This is a genomic window from Pseudomonas sp. Marseille-Q5299 (assembly GCF_943737035.1).
Classification (GTDB): Bacteria; Pseudomonadota; Gammaproteobacteria; order Pseudomonadales; family Pseudomonadaceae; genus Aquipseudomonas; species Aquipseudomonas putida_E.
On sequence record NZ_CALSFR010000008.1, the window covers coordinates 139296 to 157444 of the forward strand.

An 18149-nucleotide genomic window follows, 5' to 3' on the forward strand; every position below is an offset into this window, starting at 1 on the left:
GTGATGCTGGTGTGTGCGACCGCAAACGGTCTTCTATGTGCGTGAAGCATCCGAGTCAGTATACTTCCTGACTGACCTTAGCGTCTAGCTCCTTAGAGAAATCAAAATCGCCCCATTTGGTGAACCAGTATTCGCTATAGTTTTGAACTCTTAGCAGATAATTTTTTGGCAAGCCATATTGTTCAAGAATTCTGATTTTAGTTTCATTGCTTACGAAGGGGCACGCTGTAAGGTCCAATGCCAAATGAAGCATTTCAGAATCACCGATCAACGAATCTTGCTTCAACCTGAATCTCTCTAATATATGCTTTTCCAACGCAGTTCTTAACAGCGAGTAACGGGTCTTTTTTTCTATGTAGAAGAAAAGAGTGACTATAGAAAAATAGTCAAGGCTAGATTTTGTTTGAAACTGTCCATCTGAGAAGTCAAAACCAAAGCTGTGTCCGAGAACTTTTTCATCTATGCGATAGTTTTTGCCAAGTTGGCGCATTAACACGAGCAAATACATCGTCTCGATTTTTGCGCTTTTCCCGTCGGAATTGTGATCCATGATGCTTCGGCATCTCTCATAAATGACCTGTGAGATTGATGCCTCATAGCTTAAACCGATTGGGTCGGACTTATAAAACGACAAGATACGTTGGCAGATACGGCAAAGTTTGATAGTTGTATTTACTTTTGGTGACACGGCATAGATAAAAAAGACAAAGCCTAGAAGAGCTTCTATGGACTTTGAAAAGCTCTTGTCGGTGCCACTAAGATTTTCTATCTTCTTGTAACTTTCAATTAACGATCCTACTTTGCGCTCTACCACGGAAAGAGAGTAATTTAATATTTCCCCGTAATTAACTCCTGAGGTGGCAAGGATTGACTTGAAGTCTGTGATTAGTGAAGATCTTCCAATATAAATTTCCCCCCTTGGAAGCTTCTCTCCATCTTTGACTTCTGAAGAAATTTCATAAGCTAACGTACGATCAAAAAGATCGGAGATACGCTTCTTTGCAATAGATATCGGCGTAATTATAGGGCGCTGTAGTGTTTCTTCTTTGCCCTTGTTCAAAGATAGCTTGTATAACTTCAGGCTTTCTTGCAATGTCATTTTTATCTGATGGCAGACTTCTTCGTTATTGTAAAAGACAAAATAGTCATCTACATATCGATAAATCTTGAAGTCTGAATTGTGTACATACCCTTTTTCAAGCAGTTTTCCAGAGATTTCCGTATCAACAGCTTGGAGTATTATTTCCGCGAAAATCCTTGAAACCTCAGGGCCGATCAAAATTCCGTTTGTTTCGTTATGATTCAACTTTTGCATCAGCGAGTCAAATTTTCCCGCAAATGAGCCTAGTATGGGCTTAAGGTTTTGCTTTGCGAAGTCCTTCCCATATATTGCCCACGCTAGGGAATGTGTGTATATGCTATCAAAGCAACCAGACACGTCAAACTTTGTAAGGTTTCTAAAATCGCGTTCGCTACGCAGGTGCTCCCTCGATTCGTAGAACTTAAAAACATTGCTGAATCGTTCATATACAAAGAATGACTTTAAGTTTTCATAGTTTTCGCCGTCTACTTCTACCAAGGCATCAGATTTATCTTGTCTTTCTATTTGTGAGCGAAAATCTATATAAGTACATCCAGCAACTCTCTTGGGTGATCGCAGGCTGAACTCACTTCTGCCAGTGTAATAAATCATCAAGTCTTTATATTGGTCATAAAAATCTACTACGAGCAATTGACCTTTGGGGTGCATTAGCGACAATTGTCTTAGCTGATCTTGCTTATGTGTCGTCGAAAAAATGAAGGGGACAGTGTGGACGAAATCCGATTTGTCCAAATAAATTAGAGAGTGAGATTCGCTGTCTTCGGTGACATGCTTGACAACCTTGCTTGGCTGTATACCAAGAATCATTTTTACAAGATTGTCTAGTACTTCATCTTTTGTAGTCCATGAAATCGTATTTCCATTGAACTTTATGTTGTGTTCGCACAAGAATCTGTAAAAGTATCTATTTGAGAAAACTATAGGCACTTCGTACGGAAGTACATCTGATAATACAACTCGCTCAATTGGGAAGTTTATGGATAGTGCTTTTTTTCTAGACATGCTTCCAGCCTCGCGAAAGCTCTGAAAGCTGTTTGGGGTCAAAATTCCTAAACAATTTGTCTTTGAACCCTTGCGCGAATGATAGTTTCGAGAGTTTTCTCGATAGTGACGGGCTGGTAATGCTCTTGATTTTGTTGATGTAGTAGCTATCTAGCCCAGAAAGCTGAGTGGTCTCAGTGATAAACTTGTTGCTAAAGTAGACTCCAATGAATGCGTTGCTTTTCCTATTGAACAAGCGCATGTTTCCGGTCAAGAAAAGACATCTGAGCATTAGTTCTTGTTCGGATTTCTTGGGGATGAATAAAGATTTTGAAGCGTAGTCGGAAAATGCTTTGTCGATGCGTGATTTATATTTGTCAAATTTTCTCTGGCTCAGTCTTACGGCTAGACTGCTTTTGGAAACGTCAAATGTATATCCGAGATAGTCAAACTTGCCTTTTTGCTCAGCCAGTAAATCAATCACTTTTGTTTTGGCATTAAATTTCAGTCCCTTTGCCTCAAGTATTTTGCTGAGAGTAGGTAGGTACTGATCTGCGAGTTCTTTTCGCTGGGGGGCATACATGAGAACCATGTCGTCAACGTATCTTGCATAATAAAATATATCCTCTTGTCGTTTGATTTCGGCATCAATGCTTGAGAGGTATATTTCGGATAGGTACGCACTTATACCTATGCCGCGCGGTAGTCCGTTCACGTCCCCAGATACAACGACATAATCTTTCATAAGTCGTGTTAAAATTCTTTTGATTAGCACCGAAAGCTCAGGGGCCTGATGAATTCCATCGAGTAGCTCCTTATGCCTTAAAGACTCATAAAATGATTCTACATCTGATCTAATGATGTACTTTGGTACGCCATCTAAAGCCAGTGATTTTATTTGGCTGACTAGAATGTCACGCGGAGGCATACGAAGCTCATATAAAGTTTTGAGCGCTTGCTGAACAAACCTCATTGCGAGTATTTGATCTAAGCAATTTCCTGCGCCGTAAACATTTTTACCTCCAACTGGAGCCGGCAGAAGCGTGATGTTTATTCTGAAGTCTTTGCTGCTAACTGCTTTGCTAACCCTCTCCAGCTCAGACTCAATCAAAGTTAAATGTTGAGACTTACGTTTTTCTATAACAGTATTCAATCGTGACATACGTTTGTCGTAGAACGCGAGAGTAGTTTTCCCTGTACGTAAGCGGTATCGTGCAAATGATCTTAGCTTATTCAGCTTGTAGAGTTTTACTCTTATAGCGAAAGCGGTTGGGATATACCGCTCTTCTAAATCCCCACCCTTTTCTCTATCAGCCTTTAGTAGCTTATTAAGATTTTTTATCGAGAAGGACTGATCCATAGCTAAGGTTAACCTTCCATATTTTTCTAGATGTGTGATCCGTATGGCTAATAAGCGACTCTACCCGATTTTCGAGCAAGGCTACGTCCCAGTGATGGATTTCGCTTGAAGATGTTAATTTTCATTATCTGCGAACGTTTTGTAATTCTCCATTGATCCAATGGCCGTTCTTAGTCGATTACCGTTCGTCCAGACCACTAGGACCAGATCCCATTCAGCGCTTGAAAGCCCATGACGTTTCTAAGCGTCGCGTGATCAGTCGGATTGTTAACACGTAATAGTAGCGTGTCGCCTCACTCCGCCGGCTAATGCAATGTTCGAGAAACCAGTCCACATGCTTTTTCTGCCAACCCCACGGCGTCTCTCGCTGCCAGCGTTCTGCAATTTCAGCCTGAATGATTTTCGCCTGGCGAACGTGGCGTTGCCGCGTTGCGTGCGAGCCGGTCAGAACTCCAGCCAAAAACAGCTCCATATCGAATGGCTTACTCATGCCCGGCCACCAATGTAGGCAGCGACCACGTCGATCCGACCGTGCCCCAGCTCGCAGCTGATTTGCCACCGGGCCTCACGATCAAGGTTCCTATCTACCTGGCAACACTGGCCGCCGTTGATTGGCGCGGGGTGTTGGGTGATCTGCTCGTAGCGCTCACATGCGTACGCCGCTCGTAGCTCATGGAAGCCCTTGAGGTTATGCGCATGCAGGATATCCCGCGCAGAGCGGATGCTTTCTTGCAGAAGATTCAGGTAGCTCTCATTTGGCGCAATCAGGTTTCGGCTACCTGAAGGTGACGCTTTCGATGCGAATCCAAGAGCATCACGAATATGATCATCCACGGCTATCCAACGTGGCGCCGAAGCGCCGGCGCGGCCACCTTTGGTGCCTTCCTGGATGTTGATTTTGCCGCAGGCTTCAGCCTGACGGCTAAGTCCTGGCAGGTCAGCCAATATGGCTTCACGCAGGCGCATGCCAGTGGCTCGCGCCAACAGGACAATCGCGGCGGCCCGTTGCTGATGATTTCGGCAAAGCGCATTGACGATCTCTTTAACCTGGTCGCGGTCTTGGCCCTGCGGTACTGAGTGGCGAATCCCGCTGCGTTGCATTCCCAACGCCTTGCTCGGACTGGGCAATTTCACACACTGATCACCGCGCAGCGCCGCCATTGTCCTGTTAACGCTGGATAGGCGGTTTTGCGCGGTGCTGATGGCGAGGCTACCGCACTCAACCGCATCGCGCAGATACGCCGCATAGTCCGCCAATACCTTCCGATCAATCTGCCGCGCATCATTGATACCAGGCCTCTGTTCGGAACGGCACCATTTGACGAATACCTGCCACCGATCACAGTGCGCCTTGACCGTACCGTAGTGGCCACCGCTGAACATGTCTTTCAGCGCCTGCGGCCCTGCATAGCTCAATTGCCTGCCGTAACCGAAATTGCGGCCATCGCGTCTACCCACCAATGCCATGTCAGTCACCTCATCATCCGCTCTCCGATCCTCGCCCCACGTCATCCCGCCAAGAATGCTGAGTGTTATCAGGGATCAAGGCCCCTGCGACCTGTGGGGAATGTCCTCTACGCGGGACTGGCGGCTCCTTACAACCGGGAGCAAGGGCATCTCATGATCTGGCCTCCTGAGCACCGTTACCGGTGGGCGGGTGGAGGCAGTGCTGGCTGACTAAACCAGCGCCTGAAGATCCTGAGTCGGGTGAACGCAGCAATACGATGACCGGGGCATGCCTGACTGTCAGTCAGGTGCAGTCCATTCCCTGGTCTGCGGCACCATCATCTACATCGCTGTTGCTGGTGGCATCGGCGTTTGTCACGCCAATTGTCACGAGGGGAATCGCCGCTGAGCCATGTGCGGTCAGGGCTGCAGCAGTGTTAGAAGCGCCCGTCTCTTTCCAGTGAAAGAGACGGGCGCAGGTTGGCGCACGCGAAATGGCCAAGCGAATAGGTTGCTGCTGAGCAGATGGGTAGGGTGGTTGCCGCAGGGTAACGATATTGAGTTGGCATCCATCACATGGGTAGTGACCGTACGAGCTGCCGGACGCGAATCGTACTTGCGGGTGAACCACCGTGGGAGCGGCGTGACCTTTAAGGTTCGGGTCACCTGGGTGCTGTCATCGACAGCTCTTGCGACTCCCGGTCTACGCTTGTGGACAATATTCGTCAAGCAGAGCGATATCAGGGATTTAGCGCCTGTGGATAAAACTATCCCCCGGTGGACATCAGTGGTTTTCCACAGACGTACGCTGTGCCAGCATTTTTTTTTGTAGGTATGGTCCTTTCAAACGGGGCGGCTTTGCAGCCCCGTTTGAAAGGACCTGCGCGGAGGAGCTTCATGCGGTGCTGTGGGTAACTTCACAGCGAGTTGAGGTGGTGGTGCGGCGGGTTACTCGGCCCACTTGGCACTGCGAAGCCGCGTGACGTTCTCGCCCGCCTGCTTGGCAAACTCATGCGGCGTCACATGGTCCTCGCGGTTCGCCTCCAGAAACCGACTCCACCAGGTCATGATCATCCGGCGCTCTTCGAGGAACTCGGCCTTGTGGGTATAAGCGGCGCGCACGTTGTTGCGTTCCTTGTGGCTCATCTGCCGTTCGATAGCCGTCTCCGACCATAGGCCAGACTCGACCAGCGCACTGCACGCCATGGCGCGGAACCCGTGGCCGCAGATATCCACCTTGGTGTCGTAGCCCATCGTCCTGAGCGCGGCATTTACCGTGTTCTCGGACATCGGTTTCCAAGGTTTGGCATCCCCCGCGAAGACCAGCTCGAACTTGCCGGTGATCGTGTGGATCTGCTCAAGCAAGGCCACTGCCTGCGGCGATAAGGGTACAACGTGGATGTCTCCGGCCATTTTCGTACCCCTTGTGGAAAACGGTACGCCGTCGAGCGCCGGGCGAGTGTCGGGGATCTCCCAGATGCCGCGATTGAGGTCGAACTCGTTCCAGCGGGCGAAGCGCAGCTCACTGGAGCGTACGAACACGTGCAACGACAGCATCACGGTAAGGCGTGTGAGTGGACGACCTTTGTAGCCGTCGATGCGCGCCTGTAGCTCTGGCAGCCGCGATAAGGGTAGTGCGGGTCGATGTGTAACCCGTGGTGCTCTGATTGAGCCATCGAGGTCGTGGGCTGGGTTCGTCGTGATCAGCCGCAGCCGTTTGGCTTCGCGCATGATGCTTTGCAGGTAGTTCTTGATCCTGAGCGCCACGTCGATGGTGCCGCGCTTCGTCACGGCTTCCAGTGGCTGCATGAGGTCATGGGTGTCCAACTCAACGATTGCCCTGGCACCGAGCAAAGGGAATACATGAGTCTTCAACCGGCTGAGTACAGTCTTGGCGTGGCCCGGCGCCCACTTGGGCACCATCCCGGCATACCAATCGAGCGCAACGCTTTCGAAGGTACGGCCATTGATTACGGCTTGCACCTTGGCCTGCTGCTTGGATTGGATGGGGTCAATGCCGTTGGCGAGCACCTGTTTGAGCTCGAAGCGCTTGTGGCGAGCGTCAGCCAGCCCGACCACCGGGTAATTGCCGAGTGAGGTCAGGCCCTCGCGACCATCGGGCTTCACGTACCTGAGCCGCCAGCCTTTGCGACCGTTGGGCTTCACGAGCAGGTAAAGGCCATCGCTGTCAAAAAGCTTGTACTCACGTTCGCGAGCCTTTGCAATACGGCAGGCGTTGTCGGTAAGGGGAGCCGTTGTGCGAGCCATAAGGGTACTTTCCAATATCGAATTGGTAGGTATCCTTAAAAGTACCCTTATTAGCGCTGGCTACCCTCGGAATCCGACGGAACGCTAAAACGAAAAAACCCGCCAGAAGGCGGGTTTTTCGGGGGTTCCAGAGATTTTGAAAGCTTTCTATGGAACCTTGTATGGTGCCGGCACCAGGAATCGAACCCGGGACCTACTGATTACAAGGACCCTGCTCACAGCTTATAAATCAATAGGTTAAGTCGTTTTCTGGTACGTGCTGGGCATGCGGAGAGCCAGAAGTCATACCGTCTCTGGCCCTGTTGGTACGCGGGAATCCACCGACGGACGAAACTGGATAGAGGGCTCCTTTGACAGCCAGCCCGGCGCCCTCCACTGCTGCAATTGCTAGGGTCTTGACGCACTGGCGTTCAGCAAATGGGTATCCATTCTCATAAGTTGTCGTAAACATAATCAAGAATATCATTATAATCCTTGGATTCAGTTCTAACCGCCTTGATCTGATGAACGACTAGTGATCCTTTGCTGAATTTTAATAGTGGGATAGGTCGTGCAAAAGGGGCATGCCCAAGAGGGTCTTCCATATTGATGTCGTACTCGTGAGATGCGGTAAGCGCTCTCTCTGGAAAGATTACGGTGTTTGTGCCTTTTAATCCAGTTTGCACGGAGGGGAATATTATGCCGGATACCTGATCCTTGAATTTAATCCTGAGGTATTCGAATACAACTTGCGTTGAAAGATATCCTAGAGTGTCAGAGCTGCTTCTAGGCTTGGATAACTTGAAAATTAGGCGCTTTAGGAATTCGTAGGCATGGGAAGCTCGTGCATATCCGATATCGAACGGATGCTCCTCAAATCGCGCCATTTCTTCAAGCTTGCGTAGATTGAGCAGAGAAACAGTCGTCACAGGTTTAAAAGCGCCGCTAATTACCGTATCGCCTGTTATGGACCTGATCTCGCTAAGGCAAGTCTCGCGGTCTAACGCACAGTACATGGCCGAAATACCGGACGGTGTCATTCGTTGGTCACCGGCCATTGCAGCAGGCGCCGGCCCTAGCGCCGCCCAAGGCGCGTCCTCGAACGCTTTCCAAGCATCTACCCCGGAAATCTTCCGCGCTCTATAGAGTTCGTCGCTTTCGCTAAGCGTGGTGATCAACTCCTTTTTTAGCTTACCGTTCTCACAAGTGAACTTGAATAATGAATCGAGAAACCTCCTGGCGCCGTCATTAAAATATCTATATCCATGGTTTATGTCTGAAGCGAATTTATTCCATTCATCTTCGTAGCTATTGCTTTCCAAGCTTCCGTCATCAAGAGCCCAAAGCTGTGCTTGTCCATTCTCATCGTGCGCTAGTTCTTCTTCTAAGTGATTAATGGCGTTGTCTGTAAAATCATCGACGCCGATATTGAAGTCATCTTGAAGTATTTGCCAGTATTCGACCATGGGGATTTTCTCTGATCCATGGAAGAACATTCCTCTTTCTCGGCTGCTGAGCTCCTCAATAACGCGATATGATTCCTTTATCCTGTTTCCAATGTATTCAAATACAGCGGTATCTAACAGGCACATTCCAGGCGCTCTGCAATAATCACAGTGCCCGAATGCACCTTGTGTAGTAATCAGCTTCTTCAGGGGGATGAGATAAACGCATTCCGTGCAAATCATATGATGGCCTCATGCAGATCTTGATAGCCATCATGCCGCCAGCACCATTAGAAGGCTAGTGAGATTCAGCAGCCCTGGATGGCCTACGATGAGTCGGCAACCAGGGCAAGCTTGCTGCATTCGGCACCATCATTCTGCAGAAGGTGAAACGCGGGGGAGGCTGAAGTCGTAGATATCCAGCATGGCTTCGTCGCGGTGGCCGCTGGCGTCCTGCTTCTGCTTGCGATCGCCAGGGGTGTCGGTGATGCCGCGGCGCTTGAGGTCGTGCAATGCGAAGCGCTGCTCCTCGGTGATCACGCCCTCTTTGATCGCCCTGGTAATGAAGCGCTGCCAGGTACTGTCCAGACTGGTCTTCTGCAGCTGGCCCCCGTGGGCCGCCACTATGATGAAGCGGCGCTCCGCTGCGGTCGGAACAGGGTGGGCCTGGCTGGCCCATACGCTGCGCCTGTACGCCTTAGCCCCTTCCCAGGCAGCCCGGAGCCTGGGCGTCCAGCGCACCACGTTGTCGCGGCTACCTTTTCGCCTATTCGTTTGGACTCCGTCTTCCAGTTCGTTCGCATCGGTGAGGGTGACGGCCTCGATGCCGCGTAGACGGCACAGGTAGGCCAACTCCATCACGTAGCCCAGGTATGCAGGGCATGCCCCCGGCTGGCCTCGTGTGAGTTGGCCCATGGCGTGCGCCCTTGAGATCAGCGCCCCCATGACCGTGGGATTCGGCAGGCGGCGTTGTTTGCGCTCGGCCGGCGCTTCGATACCCAGGGCAACATTGATCTCCAAGTAGCCGCGGTTGCGGCCCCACTGCATGACCCGCCGAAGGTAACGAAGGACGTGCGCGGCCTTCGATGGGGTGCCCTCGTCGGCGATTCGGTCGACCAGGCGTTGCACCAGGGCCGAGGTGAATTTGCGGACGGAAAGCTCGCCGAGTGGCTTCTGCAGCTTGGTCGGGACGGCCAACAGCACATCGCGGGAGTATTCGTAGTCTTCGCGGGTCTTCTTGGCCAGCCGCTTGCATTGCGCGCTGGCGTGGAACTCCTTGCACAGGTGGTTCAGGCTTTCCCGATCAATTCCTCTCCTTTCCTCCATAATCCGGTGCAGGTCGCTGAGCGTTGCGGTACGGCCGGCGATGTTCATCCGCTTGCGGTTGCCGCCCTCATCGCGCCATGAGGTGTACCAGACGCCTTCCCACCGATGGTCAAAAAAAACGGCCGCCGGAATGGCGGCCTGATCAATGTGGGCGGGGATGTGCGGGTTGTGTTTACGGGTCCGCCTCATAGGATCTCGCTGTCATATTTCTCGGTGACCGACGTTTTACCGCCGGCCTGGTTGACTAGGTCAATGGTGGTCCAGGGACCATGCCGCCCCCAGAACCAGCGGATGCCCTGCTTTCGCAGGGCACCCTCCACGCCAGAGCGGCGGCTGTAACCGGTCAGCCGTTGCAAGTCCTGGAATGTGAGGACAGTGCTGGGTGGGTTTTGCTGGATCATAACGGCAGGGCCTGGAGGGTGGTGACCAGAATCTCAGGCCCGAAATTCTTGGTCTGTTCGTTACAATCAGCCATCTTGTTTTTCTCTCACTTGATGCGCTGTGCGGTGAATTGGACGTGTGAGTCGGTGCTGCAGCGGTTGGCTGCGAACAGATCCGGCTGTGTCATGTGCGCACCAAGCTTGCTGGCCAAGGCGCGTGCGGCTGCATCGGCGCTGATGGTGCTGCTGGCGGTAGCCTTCTCGCCCCGCGCCCGAGCGGTGTAGGTGCCGGCGCTGAGACGAACGCTGATGACTAGGTCGCTAGGGGCGTTTTGGTTAACGTGCATATCGGGGGCCTTGCTGTGCTTTCTTGGCTTCGACGTTGGCCATGTAGGCCTCCCATTCGACAGATTTCCGCTGCTGGCGAATTTGGCTGCAGCGCTGGTGCTTCCTGGTGGAGCGGGCCTTGTTGCAGATGTCGCAGTGGTTCGGTAGGTCCAGAGAATGGCTGGCCAGTCGTGGGCGCGCCCCTGTGGTAGCCTTCATGTCGCCAACTTCTGGGGTTTCTTTTTGCACGTGGTTTCTCCTTGGGTTGGTTGGTGCCAGGGAGCTGCAACTCCTTGGCACCACTTCTTACGAATTCAATTTCGTCGAGCGAGGTGTACGACTAGGTCGTCAAACCTGTCGTCGTCTTCCACACAGCTCTGCCAGGCCAGGACCTCAAGGATCTGCGCACTGGTGCAGTCGTCGACCAGGATGTCCCGCTGCCCTGCGTGGAATCGCACTTCCAGGATTGAGAGCAAGCCGTCGCCGGCATAGGCCCCTGCGTTGACGACGGAGTGGTCCTTGCCGGCCCGGGCCAGTCGGTCCCGCTCTTGCTGCAGCTGGCTTTGCCCGCAGCCGCTGGCATTGCCCATCAGTACGTGAATCAGCATGTTGTCTCCTTGATTAGGGCTGGAAGATCCAGCACCGAACGGTGCGGCTGGTGTTGAAAGCGTCGGGCTGTCGGCCGGAGTTGACCGGCTTGTTCGACTCGATGAATTTCGGCGACTTGCTGGTCTTGAGGAGCCGCTTGAGGTCGCTGATCGGTGGGACTTGCTGCCGCTTGTTCACGGCTTTCTCAACGAATTCGTTGAGGTTGACGGCGATCAGGCTGTCTTTGCGCGAGTGGTTCAGCCCGCCGTTGTCGTCGTCGCCATTGAGGAAGTCGTACAGGTCCCAGAATTCACGCACTGTCGGGTGATCTGCGTTAATGGCCTGCTGGCGTTCTTCCGCCATGCGGGTGATCTCCTGGTGCACCAGGGCCTTTCGTTCATCGTTGAGCGGAACGACCAGGGCCAGGCCGTCGACCAGGCTGCGCAGTTGGGCGTGGTTCTTCGCGATCCGAACGGTGCGAATTCCAGGACGGGCGAGCAGCTCTTGCTCATAGGTGCCGGTGCGCTCTTCGAGAAGACGGATGATCTCGGCCTCTTTTTGCAGCGCCTTGATGATGAAGCCACTCACCTTTTCCATCGGCATACGCTCCAGCTCTTCGGCCAGCAGCTTGGTTTCCGGGGTCTGGTGCTCACGGGTCAGCATGCAGTGGGCGATCCGCTGTAGGATTGGCTCAGAGGCGTTGACCGCGTTGTTCTGTGCGATCAGCACAGCAGCGCGGAAAGGCGGCTCGCGGGTCTCGTTGCCGTTGTTCTTCACGCCAGTTGAACGAACTGAGCGTCCGTTGTAAGCGGTCTTGATTTCGTCCCAGTCGAAGTGCTTTACCGGCGCGCCGTCTTTTTGCTCGCGCTCGGACTCGATCAGAACTACGGGAAGGTTGGCCACCTGGGCGAAGTTTCGCGCTCGGCTGGCCGGTGTGGCCTTGGACGGGTCGAAACCTTCATATTCGGTCCGGCCGACCAGCTTCCACAGGAATTCCACCAGCGTGGTCTTACCCGCGCCGGCTTCACCGACGAGCTCGAAGAAGCAGAAGGACTTCTGCAACTGGCGGATCTGCTCGGCATGTAGCGAGCCAAGCCACCAGACCAGGACGACCACGCCACGCACGCCGAAGCACTTCCAGAAGGTGTCGAACCAGCCTGCGTGGTACTCGGCCAGGTCGGTGTTGACGACCAGGGTCGGCGACTGGCTCTGGGATTTGATGCTCAGTTGGCCAACGTCGAAGAAGTCCTCATCGTTCAGGTGGTGGACCTTGCCGTTGGCGATCGCCAGATCGTTGAACACGTAGACACCGTGCTCCCTGGTGTAACCGATCCAGTCAATGGTGTTGACCCGCTTCAGGCAGTCCAGCTGAGGCTCCAGCATGCGCTCCAGTTGCAGTGCGGTGCCGGTGAACATCCCGCCGTTGGAGACATTCAGCAGGCGCTTCTTGAACTCCGGCGCCGACGACAGCTGTGCAGCCGTGAATGTGCTCTTGGTCGCCGCCATGCCAGGCCGCTCAATGCGGAAGTAGTACCAGGCCTCGTCGGTCTGCTCGTTGCGCATGTTGTAAAGAGCTTGGAAGTAGCAGTTCGCAATGCGGACTACCGCCCCACACTCGCGCATCGCCTTGTCTCGCCGCTGGCGATCGTTGAGCAGCTGGTCTTCCTGGCTCTCGGAAGAGTCCATTTCCCGCATTCGGCGGTCGAACTTTTCCAGGTCGAACTTGAACCAGTACAGCCGGTTTTTGAACGAAAAGGAAAACTCCCCACGGGGCTGCCAGTCGTACATCAGCAGGCCCTTTTCCTCGGCAGTTTCGGCGAGCAGCAAGGCCCCCTCATGGCGGGCCTGCTTGAGGTCGCTCTCGACCTGGCCAGCGCGCTGATCGTCTTCCAGGAAGTTCCAGCGCAGGTGCAGGTCATTCCAGTCGACCTTTCGGCCGTCAGGCTGTGGGACGAGCGCAGCCTCGCACTTGAAACCCATTTCCCGGGCTTCTTTCGCCCAGCGCCGCGTGTTCCTTTTGGCTCCAGGTTCATTGTCTAGGGCCCAGATCAGTTTCGGCGGTCGCTTGTCTGCCTCCTGGCAACTGCGCAGCAGGGCCTTGAGCGACTCGGTGGGTAGTGGTGCGCTCGACATCATGGAAACGGCAGCAATGCCGTTGTGCATCAGCGCGATGGCGTCGAAGATCCCTTCCACGATCCACAGCTCGTCGACTTCGAGCAGATCCAGTGCAGGGGGGCACCACCAGACGCCGCTGTAGCCTGCGCGGCCTTCGCCGGTCGGTTGGAAGCGAGCTTTCATTTTGCCAAACCGGTTTGGCCGGTCGATCAAGCGCTCCCAGTAACCGCCTTTCTCCAGCGGGAAGCGCACAGTTGCGCTGCCGATCTTGAGCTTGTGGTCGTAGTAGTTGTCCTGGGCGTACCACCCTTTGATCAACTCTTCTCGGAAGCCGCGGTTGAACTCTAGGTAAGCGCGGGCTGTGGCAGCCGGGTCGCTCTCGGTCGATGGGGCCAATTCGCTCCAGTCGTTGAACAGGTCGTCGTACAGGTCCTTGACATGCACACGGTGGTTGCACTTCTCCGGCCTGCCGCAAATCAGCATCCATGGGGCGTCGTGGTAGGTGTAGAGCGTTTTCTGGCCACAGCCATGCGCAGGGCATTTGCCCTTGCGCATGAACTTAGTGCCGGGCATGTGCTTGAGGCCGAAGTCACGCTCCAGGCGCTGCAGCACATCAGTGCGCAGGCGGTCTTTCATCGGGTGGGTCGTGGTCACAGCGCACGCTCCACTACCGGACCAACGTGCTTTTCCAGCTCTTTGCGAGTGCGGCAAATGCCCAGCAAGTGGGGAATGTCTGCGAGAACCTTTGGCCCGCGCTCACCGGCTGGCACGTGGCGGTACCGATCGGAGTACCAGACTTCGGCCATGGTGAGGTTGTACTGGCTGCTGAGCCATTGCAGGTAGTGCTTAGCCTGCTGCTCATCCAGCTCGATTTTGAGGGTGATCTTGCTCATTTCTGCCACCAGTGGAATGCAGTTTCCCCTTACCCACGCGGAACGGGGCATCGGGAAGGGGTTTATTCGGTGTGTTTCAGGCGTTGCGGAGGTAAAGCATGCGGCGCGGTAGATAGCGTGCCGGTACCTGGTATCGGTGCTGTGTAACCGTGTCCAACAAGATCAGGCTCGGCCTGAAGATCCCGCTGGATGCACAGACGCCGATCATCTGCAGGCGCTTGGTGGTCTTGCTTTCGAATTCAGCGACGGCCAGCTCGGCAATCCGCTGCACCAGGTGCGCCGGCACTTCCAGTGAGTGCGACAGGTATTGGCTGCAGCTCTGCAGTACCTGGTGATCGCCTGACAAGTGCAGGCCCTCACGACGGAACAGGTACGCTACGGCGGCCTGCTGCATAGCGGCTCGGTAGTCGGTTTCGTGGTTGGTGGTTAGGGCAACGGCGTTCATGCGAGTGCTTCCTCCATGTCCAACTGGTCCAGCAGGTCGGGTTGATCATCAGTTGCAGCAGATTTCATGGCTTGGCGCCGGAGGGCCACAGGGGCTACAGGCAGGCGAACAGAAGGGTTCGGCATGCCGCTCGGGCTCATTTCATGGGTCATTTCAAACTGGGCACGTACAGACCAGCCGCAGGCCTCGTTCACGCACTGCAGGTAGGCAATGCGCAGGAAAATGTGAGTGCCTTCGCTGGTGCGGATTCGCATCTTGCTGCTGCAGTGGGGGCAAACAAGTTTGTAAGCGCTGCTCACGTCCGCCCCCTCACGTTGCTTTGGCTATACAGCTGGATGGTCGCTGCCACCTCGGCAGTACGCGCAGCCATGTAGCAGGTGAGCGCTTGGATGATCCTCATTGCCTCGGTCGGATCGATGACGCCGTCATCGATTGCCGCGTGGATCAGCTGATCGATGAGTCCCAGTTTCGCGTCACTCTTCAGGGAACGCTGGTAAAGCTCGACATTGTCCAGCTCTTCGGTTTTGGTCAGCGGCACGAACATGCCGCCGTAGAGACGAGCGATGAACTCAGGCAGGTGGGTGGTTTTGGCATCCTGCTCGAGCAGTTGAATCTGGTCATAGCTCAATGGACGGCTGCCCGCGTTTTCGTAAACGCGGTTGTCGAACTGTTTCAATCCAAAGCCAAGGCGCGCTGCTGCGCCTTCGCGACCGCCTGGATAAGCGCATACAACAGCGCTGACAACCTGGCGCAGGGTTTCTAGAACGGGGGTCTTCATGTTCTGGTTTCTTCCTTGGGCCAGGGTGGCTACTTTTCGATATCGCCGAGTTTGATACCGAGCAGAACAGCTGCCCGGTGAGCTTCGCCATATCGGCCTTTCTTGCGACCGTTGAGCAAATCACTGACGAGGTTTTTGTTTAGGTTGTGCGTGCGACTGAACTCGGCGATGGAGATGCCGGCTCGATCGAGCTTTTCGCGTGCTTGATCCAGCGTTAGGGGGGCGGGCATAGTGTTCATCTGTGTTCAAACGTGTTCATGTAGCGGTGATGATGGTCCAATAAATTGGACCAGTCAATGCCTGAGGTTTAAAAAAATGGCCATCGGCGATCGGCTGAAGGAAGAAAGGTCGCGTCTCGGCTTTAGTCAGACGGACCTGGCAGGGGTTGGTGGCGTGGGAAAAACCACGCAGATCAACTACGAGAAGGGCGAAAGAAGCCCGGATGCGAGCTACCTGGCAGCGGTGGCCGGGAAAGGGGTGGACGTTCTCTACGTCGTCACCGGTGAGCGCAAGCCGCAAGCGCCGGGCAGCCTCTCCGCTGAAGAGGCGCAGTTGATTGAGCGGTACCGCCTCATGTCTACCGAGGGACGCAACACCATCAATTCGGTCAGCGAGGCGCTGGCGACATTCAACAAGTAATTGAGCAGGATCGGCGGGCGCCGGCCCTCGCTCTTTAGGCGTTCGCGGTCCGGCGGCTGCGACGATATGGAATCCAAGGAATGAATGGTTTCGGACGTGCTGTAGTGCGCGGCGCTGGTGCGCTGCTGATCGCGCTGTCGATAGGGAATACGTTTGCAAGTGAGTTCAGCGATAAAGCCGAGCGGGCTTTTTCGTCGATTGATTCTCTAAGCGAAACGGGGTCAACAGGGAATGTTTCGCTCAAGGTCCCGACCCGAATGCCCGACTACTACGAATCCGGAGATAAGGCGAACAAGGTCTTCGCGATCGACTCGGTTCGGGTCTTCCGCGATGTGCCAAAGCTTGAGCGGCTCGTGGTCACTATTCCGAGGGAAGACAAGGTGCAGACCTTGGACGTGACAAGGGCTCAAGTCGAGCAGTACTACGGCATCAGCCTAACCGAGCTGGCCTCCAACCCTTCTAGCTGGCGTCAGAGCTTCATTCAGCCCCACGACAACAAGCCGTCGCGTGCTGAATTCGTCAAGAAGTTTGTTACAGAAAAATAATGCCACTTTGATATCAAGTGGGCTGGTGGCACGCGGCGTCATGCAGAAAATAGGTGACTCCCGAGCGTTTAGTACGGTGCCATGGTGGCGCCGAGCGCTTGAAATGGAGTTTCTATGCTGGATCGCAAGTGCCCAAGTTTGAAGGATCTTATTCGCGTGCTGTGGCTGTTCTGTCGTAGGAGTGACGCGCAGCGCCGGCAAATCACGATGATTCTGGAAGCCTTCGAAGCGCAGGACCACTCATAGAGCATTGCCAGCCCCGGTGATAGAACCGGGGCCTTTTTATTGTGCCTTGGCTTGCTGCAGTTTCTTCCACTCCCGATCAGCTGCCTTTTGTGCGGCCTCCTTGCTGTCATAAACCCGCTTGATGCGCTTCGGTTTCGTCGAGTCGCCGGCTACGACAGAGGTTTCCTTGCCTGTCGCCTTGTCTCTGTAGAACGCCACCACCCCCGTGTAGGCGCCATCTTTGGGCTCTTCATACAACCCATCGACAGAATCCTCTGGCAATTTGCTCTCCAGCTCCAGGCTAGTGGTGAAGCCGCCGTCGCCTGTGAGGCTGTGCTGGACGTTGCCGCCGTACCAGACGATGGCATCGATCTCGCCTTTGATACCGCGCAGGCTGTAGGTCAGCTCTGGAATCAAATCTGCCCGGCCTTTCGCCAGGTTGTAGCTCAACGTGGCACTACCGCGCTGCAGTCGGTTCAACTCAGATCGGGCGGCACGTAGCGCGGAGTCGCGATCGCTGTAGGTGTGCCGCAAGTCCTTGACCTTGTCGCCCCCTCCGGCAATTGCCTCCTGTTTTTTGGTGCTGCCGACGTCGTAGTAATAGGCCTTCACTCCGTCGTAACTGTCCCGATCGGCCTGCAGGAAGCGATGACCATCACCGTCGCGCCTGGTTAGGGTGATGTGGGGTAGAGCGCTGCCGCCTGCAGTCTTGCCCCCGCCGGCCGCCAGGCAGACCAGGCAGCCGGCTTTCACTGTGATAACCGCGTCGTGCATCTCGCCAAGGCGGGTGAGGATGTTGGCATCGGACTCGTTGGCCTGGTCCAGGTGCGCAACAGCACGCTCCGCAACTGCAGCCGCGATGTTGGTTTTCAGGTCGTTCGCGCTGGCGATGTCGCTCAAGATCTGGCCGAGTGTGGTGGTGTTCCAACTGCGCTCGCGCTTGGTCTTCAGGCCGTTGCGCAGATCTGCCGATCGAGCGCGGATATTCAGCATGTCGGGCGTGCCGCTATGCTCAGTTTCGTCAACGGTGAATGAGCCCTTGTAGACTAGGCCTGTGTCGCTCCAGCCCAGCCACAGCTTCACCACAGCGCCCCGTGGCGGAATCTCCAGCAAGCCGTCGTCGTCCGTGAGGCTCAGGCTCAATTGATCAGCCTCAAGGCCACGGTTGTCGGTGAGCTGGAGGCTCGACAGGCGGGGGCTGATGCTCTTGGCGATGTCCTTGCCGTTGACGGTAAGGCGGAAGGCCGGCACCGAGTTGCTGTTGTCCCGCTGCATCTCGTTCTGGACATCCCGCATGTACGCTACGA

General features: G+C 54.6%; 20 protein-coding genes. 2 read left to right on the forward strand and 18 right to left on the reverse strand.

Going from position 1 to position 18149, the window contains the following annotated elements; all coding sequences use genetic code 11:
* Positions 1 to 55 precede the first annotated feature (55 nt).
* The 17 genes from drt3b to NGJ21_RS21485 all read right to left on the reverse strand — a co-directional run bounded on the left by drt3b (position 56) and on the right by NGJ21_RS21485 (position 15663).
* Positions 56 to 2104 carry an antiviral reverse transcriptase Drt3b gene (gene drt3b, locus NGJ21_RS21405; protein ID WP_251962624.1) on the reverse strand — a complete coding sequence of 683 codons (2049 nt, stop codon included), beginning with the start codon at positions 2102 to 2104 and terminating at the stop codon, positions 56 to 58.
* A complete protein-coding gene (gene drt3a / locus NGJ21_RS21410; RefSeq protein ID WP_251962625.1) occupies positions 2097 to 3443 on the reverse strand; it encodes an antiviral reverse transcriptase Drt3a in 1347 nt (448 codons plus the stop codon). The genes drt3b and drt3a overlap by 8 nt, the downstream gene beginning before the upstream one ends.
* A gap of 214 nt (positions 3444 to 3657) precedes the next feature.
* Positions 3658 to 3933: a hypothetical protein gene (locus NGJ21_RS21415; protein ID WP_176683625.1), complete on the reverse strand. Its 276-nt coding sequence runs from the start codon at positions 3931 to 3933 to the stop codon at positions 3658 to 3660.
* Complete coding sequence (locus NGJ21_RS21420) at positions 3930 to 4910, reverse strand: integrase domain-containing protein (RefSeq protein WP_251962626.1); 981 nt, start codon at positions 4908 to 4910, stop codon at positions 3930 to 3932. The genes NGJ21_RS21415 and NGJ21_RS21420 overlap by 4 nt, the downstream gene beginning before the upstream one ends.
* Positions 4911 to 5837: 927 nt before the next feature.
* Entirely contained in the window at positions 5838 to 7157 is a 1320-nt protein-coding gene (locus NGJ21_RS21425; protein ID WP_251962627.1) for a tyrosine-type recombinase/integrase, read from the reverse strand.
* A 431-nt stretch (positions 7158 to 7588) separates the two neighbouring features.
* On the reverse strand, positions 7589 to 8824 hold the full coding sequence (locus tag NGJ21_RS21430) for an RES family NAD+ phosphorylase (protein ID WP_251962628.1): 1236 nt from the start codon (positions 8822 to 8824) through the stop codon (positions 7589 to 7591).
* A gap of 129 nt (positions 8825 to 8953) precedes the next feature.
* Entirely contained in the window at positions 8954 to 10096 is a 1143-nt protein-coding gene (locus tag NGJ21_RS21435) for a site-specific integrase (RefSeq protein ID WP_251962629.1), read from the reverse strand.
* Positions 10093 to 10308 carry a DUF4224 domain-containing protein gene (locus NGJ21_RS21440; RefSeq protein ID WP_251962630.1) on the reverse strand — a complete coding sequence of 72 codons (216 nt, stop codon included), beginning with the start codon at positions 10306 to 10308 and terminating at the stop codon, positions 10093 to 10095. Before NGJ21_RS21440 ends, NGJ21_RS21435 begins: the two co-directional genes overlap by 4 nt.
* Before the next feature lie 86 nt (positions 10309 to 10394).
* Positions 10395 to 10634 (reverse strand): hypothetical protein, encoded by a 240-nt coding sequence (locus NGJ21_RS21445; protein ID WP_251962631.1) that lies wholly within the window; start codon positions 10632 to 10634, stop codon positions 10395 to 10397.
* Positions 10624 to 10863 carry a hypothetical protein gene (locus tag NGJ21_RS21450; protein WP_502943604.1) on the reverse strand — a complete coding sequence of 80 codons (240 nt, stop codon included), beginning with the start codon at positions 10861 to 10863 and terminating at the stop codon, positions 10624 to 10626. Before NGJ21_RS21450 ends, NGJ21_RS21445 begins: the two co-directional genes overlap by 11 nt.
* A gap of 65 nt (positions 10864 to 10928) precedes the next feature.
* On the reverse strand, positions 10929 to 11222 hold the full coding sequence (locus tag NGJ21_RS21455) for a hypothetical protein (protein WP_251962632.1): 294 nt from the start codon (positions 11220 to 11222) through the stop codon (positions 10929 to 10931).
* Positions 11223 to 11235: 13 nt separating this feature from the next.
* On the reverse strand, positions 11236 to 13953 hold the full coding sequence (locus NGJ21_RS21460; RefSeq protein WP_251962693.1) for a toprim domain-containing protein: 2718 nt from the start codon (positions 13951 to 13953) through the stop codon (positions 11236 to 11238).
* A gap of 14 nt (positions 13954 to 13967) precedes the next feature.
* Complete coding sequence (locus tag NGJ21_RS21465; RefSeq protein ID WP_251962633.1) at positions 13968 to 14210, reverse strand: hypothetical protein; 243 nt, start codon at positions 14208 to 14210, stop codon at positions 13968 to 13970.
* Positions 14211 to 14286: 76 nt separating this feature from the next.
* Positions 14287 to 14655, reverse strand: a complete 369-nt coding sequence (locus NGJ21_RS21470; RefSeq protein WP_251962634.1) for a hypothetical protein — start codon at positions 14653 to 14655, stop codon at positions 14287 to 14289.
* Positions 14652 to 14954 carry an Ogr/Delta-like zinc finger protein gene (locus NGJ21_RS21475; protein ID WP_082423650.1) on the reverse strand — a complete coding sequence of 101 codons (303 nt, stop codon included), beginning with the start codon at positions 14952 to 14954 and terminating at the stop codon, positions 14652 to 14654. The genes NGJ21_RS21470 and NGJ21_RS21475 overlap by 4 nt, the downstream gene beginning before the upstream one ends.
* Positions 14951 to 15433: a YmfL family putative regulatory protein gene (locus tag NGJ21_RS21480; RefSeq protein ID WP_251962635.1), complete on the reverse strand. Its 483-nt coding sequence runs from the start codon at positions 15431 to 15433 to the stop codon at positions 14951 to 14953. Before NGJ21_RS21480 ends, NGJ21_RS21475 begins: the two co-directional genes overlap by 4 nt.
* Positions 15434 to 15462: 29 nt before the next feature.
* Entirely contained in the window at positions 15463 to 15663 is a 201-nt protein-coding gene (locus NGJ21_RS21485; RefSeq protein WP_054888410.1) for a DNA-binding protein, read from the reverse strand.
* An 85-nt stretch (positions 15664 to 15748) separates the two neighbouring features.
* Here NGJ21_RS21485 and NGJ21_RS21490 point away from each other — a divergent pair, with 85 nt between their 5' ends.
* The gene (locus tag NGJ21_RS21490; protein ID WP_251962636.1) at positions 15749 to 16072 is read left to right on the forward strand and encodes a helix-turn-helix domain-containing protein; all 324 of its coding nucleotides are present in this window, start codon (positions 15749 to 15751) and stop codon (positions 16070 to 16072) included.
* An 80-nt stretch (positions 16073 to 16152) separates the two neighbouring features.
* On the forward strand, positions 16153 to 16617 hold the full coding sequence (locus NGJ21_RS21495; RefSeq protein WP_251962637.1) for a hypothetical protein: 465 nt from the start codon (positions 16153 to 16155) through the stop codon (positions 16615 to 16617).
* Between the two features lie 282 nt (positions 16618 to 16899).
* Here the strand turns inward: NGJ21_RS21495 and NGJ21_RS21500 are convergent, their stop codons facing one another.
* Positions 16900 to 18138, reverse strand: coding sequence for a phage late control D family protein (locus NGJ21_RS21500; protein WP_251962694.1), 1239 nt, complete (start codon positions 18136 to 18138; stop codon positions 16900 to 16902).
* Positions 18139 to 18149: the final 11 nt, after the last annotated feature.

Coding starts and splice junctions, on each gene's coding strand:
- drt3b (WP_251962624.1), bottom strand. CDS start 2,104: ATGTCTAGAAAAAAAGCACTATCCATAAACTTCCCAATTGAGCGAGTT.
- drt3a (WP_251962625.1), bottom strand. CDS start 3,443: ATGGATCAGTCCTTCTCGATAAAAAATCTTAATAAGCTACTAAAGGCT.
- NGJ21_RS21415 (WP_176683625.1), bottom strand. CDS start 3,933: ATGAGTAAGCCATTCGATATGGAGCTGTTTTTGGCTGGAGTTCTGACC.
- NGJ21_RS21420 (WP_251962626.1), bottom strand. CDS start 4,910: ATGGCATTGGTGGGTAGACGCGATGGCCGCAATTTCGGTTACGGCAGG.
- NGJ21_RS21425 (WP_251962627.1), bottom strand. CDS start 7,157: ATGGCTCGCACAACGGCTCCCCTTACCGACAACGCCTGCCGTATTGCA.
- NGJ21_RS21430 (WP_251962628.1), bottom strand. CDS start 8,824: ATGATTTGCACGGAATGCGTTTATCTCATCCCCCTGAAGAAGCTGATT.
- NGJ21_RS21435 (WP_251962629.1), bottom strand. CDS start 10,096: ATGAGGCGGACCCGTAAACACAACCCGCACATCCCCGCCCACATTGAT.
- NGJ21_RS21440 (WP_251962630.1), bottom strand. CDS start 10,308: ATGATCCAGCAAAACCCACCCAGCACTGTCCTCACATTCCAGGACTTG.
- NGJ21_RS21445 (WP_251962631.1), bottom strand. CDS start 10,634: ATGCACGTTAACCAAAACGCCCCTAGCGACCTAGTCATCAGCGTTCGT.
- NGJ21_RS21455 (WP_251962632.1), bottom strand. CDS start 11,222: ATGCTGATTCACGTACTGATGGGCAATGCCAGCGGCTGCGGGCAAAGC.
- NGJ21_RS21460 (WP_251962693.1), bottom strand. CDS start 13,953: ATGAAAGACCGCCTGCGCACTGATGTGCTGCAGCGCCTGGAGCGTGAC.
- NGJ21_RS21465 (WP_251962633.1), bottom strand. CDS start 14,210: ATGAGCAAGATCACCCTCAAAATCGAGCTGGATGAGCAGCAGGCTAAG.
- NGJ21_RS21470 (WP_251962634.1), bottom strand. CDS start 14,655: ATGAACGCCGTTGCCCTAACCACCAACCACGAAACCGACTACCGAGCC.
- NGJ21_RS21480 (WP_251962635.1), bottom strand. CDS start 15,433: ATGAAGACCCCCGTTCTAGAAACCCTGCGCCAGGTTGTCAGCGCTGTT.
- NGJ21_RS21485 (WP_054888410.1), bottom strand. CDS start 15,663: ATGCCCGCCCCCCTAACGCTGGATCAAGCACGCGAAAAGCTCGATCGA.
- NGJ21_RS21490 (WP_251962636.1), top strand. CDS start 15,749: ATGGCCATCGGCGATCGGCTGAAGGAAGAAAGGTCGCGTCTCGGCTTT.
- NGJ21_RS21495 (WP_251962637.1), top strand. CDS start 16,153: ATGAATGGTTTCGGACGTGCTGTAGTGCGCGGCGCTGGTGCGCTGCTG.
- NGJ21_RS21500 (WP_251962694.1), bottom strand. CDS start 18,138: ATGCGGGATGTCCAGAACGAGATGCAGCGGGACAACAGCAACTCGGTG.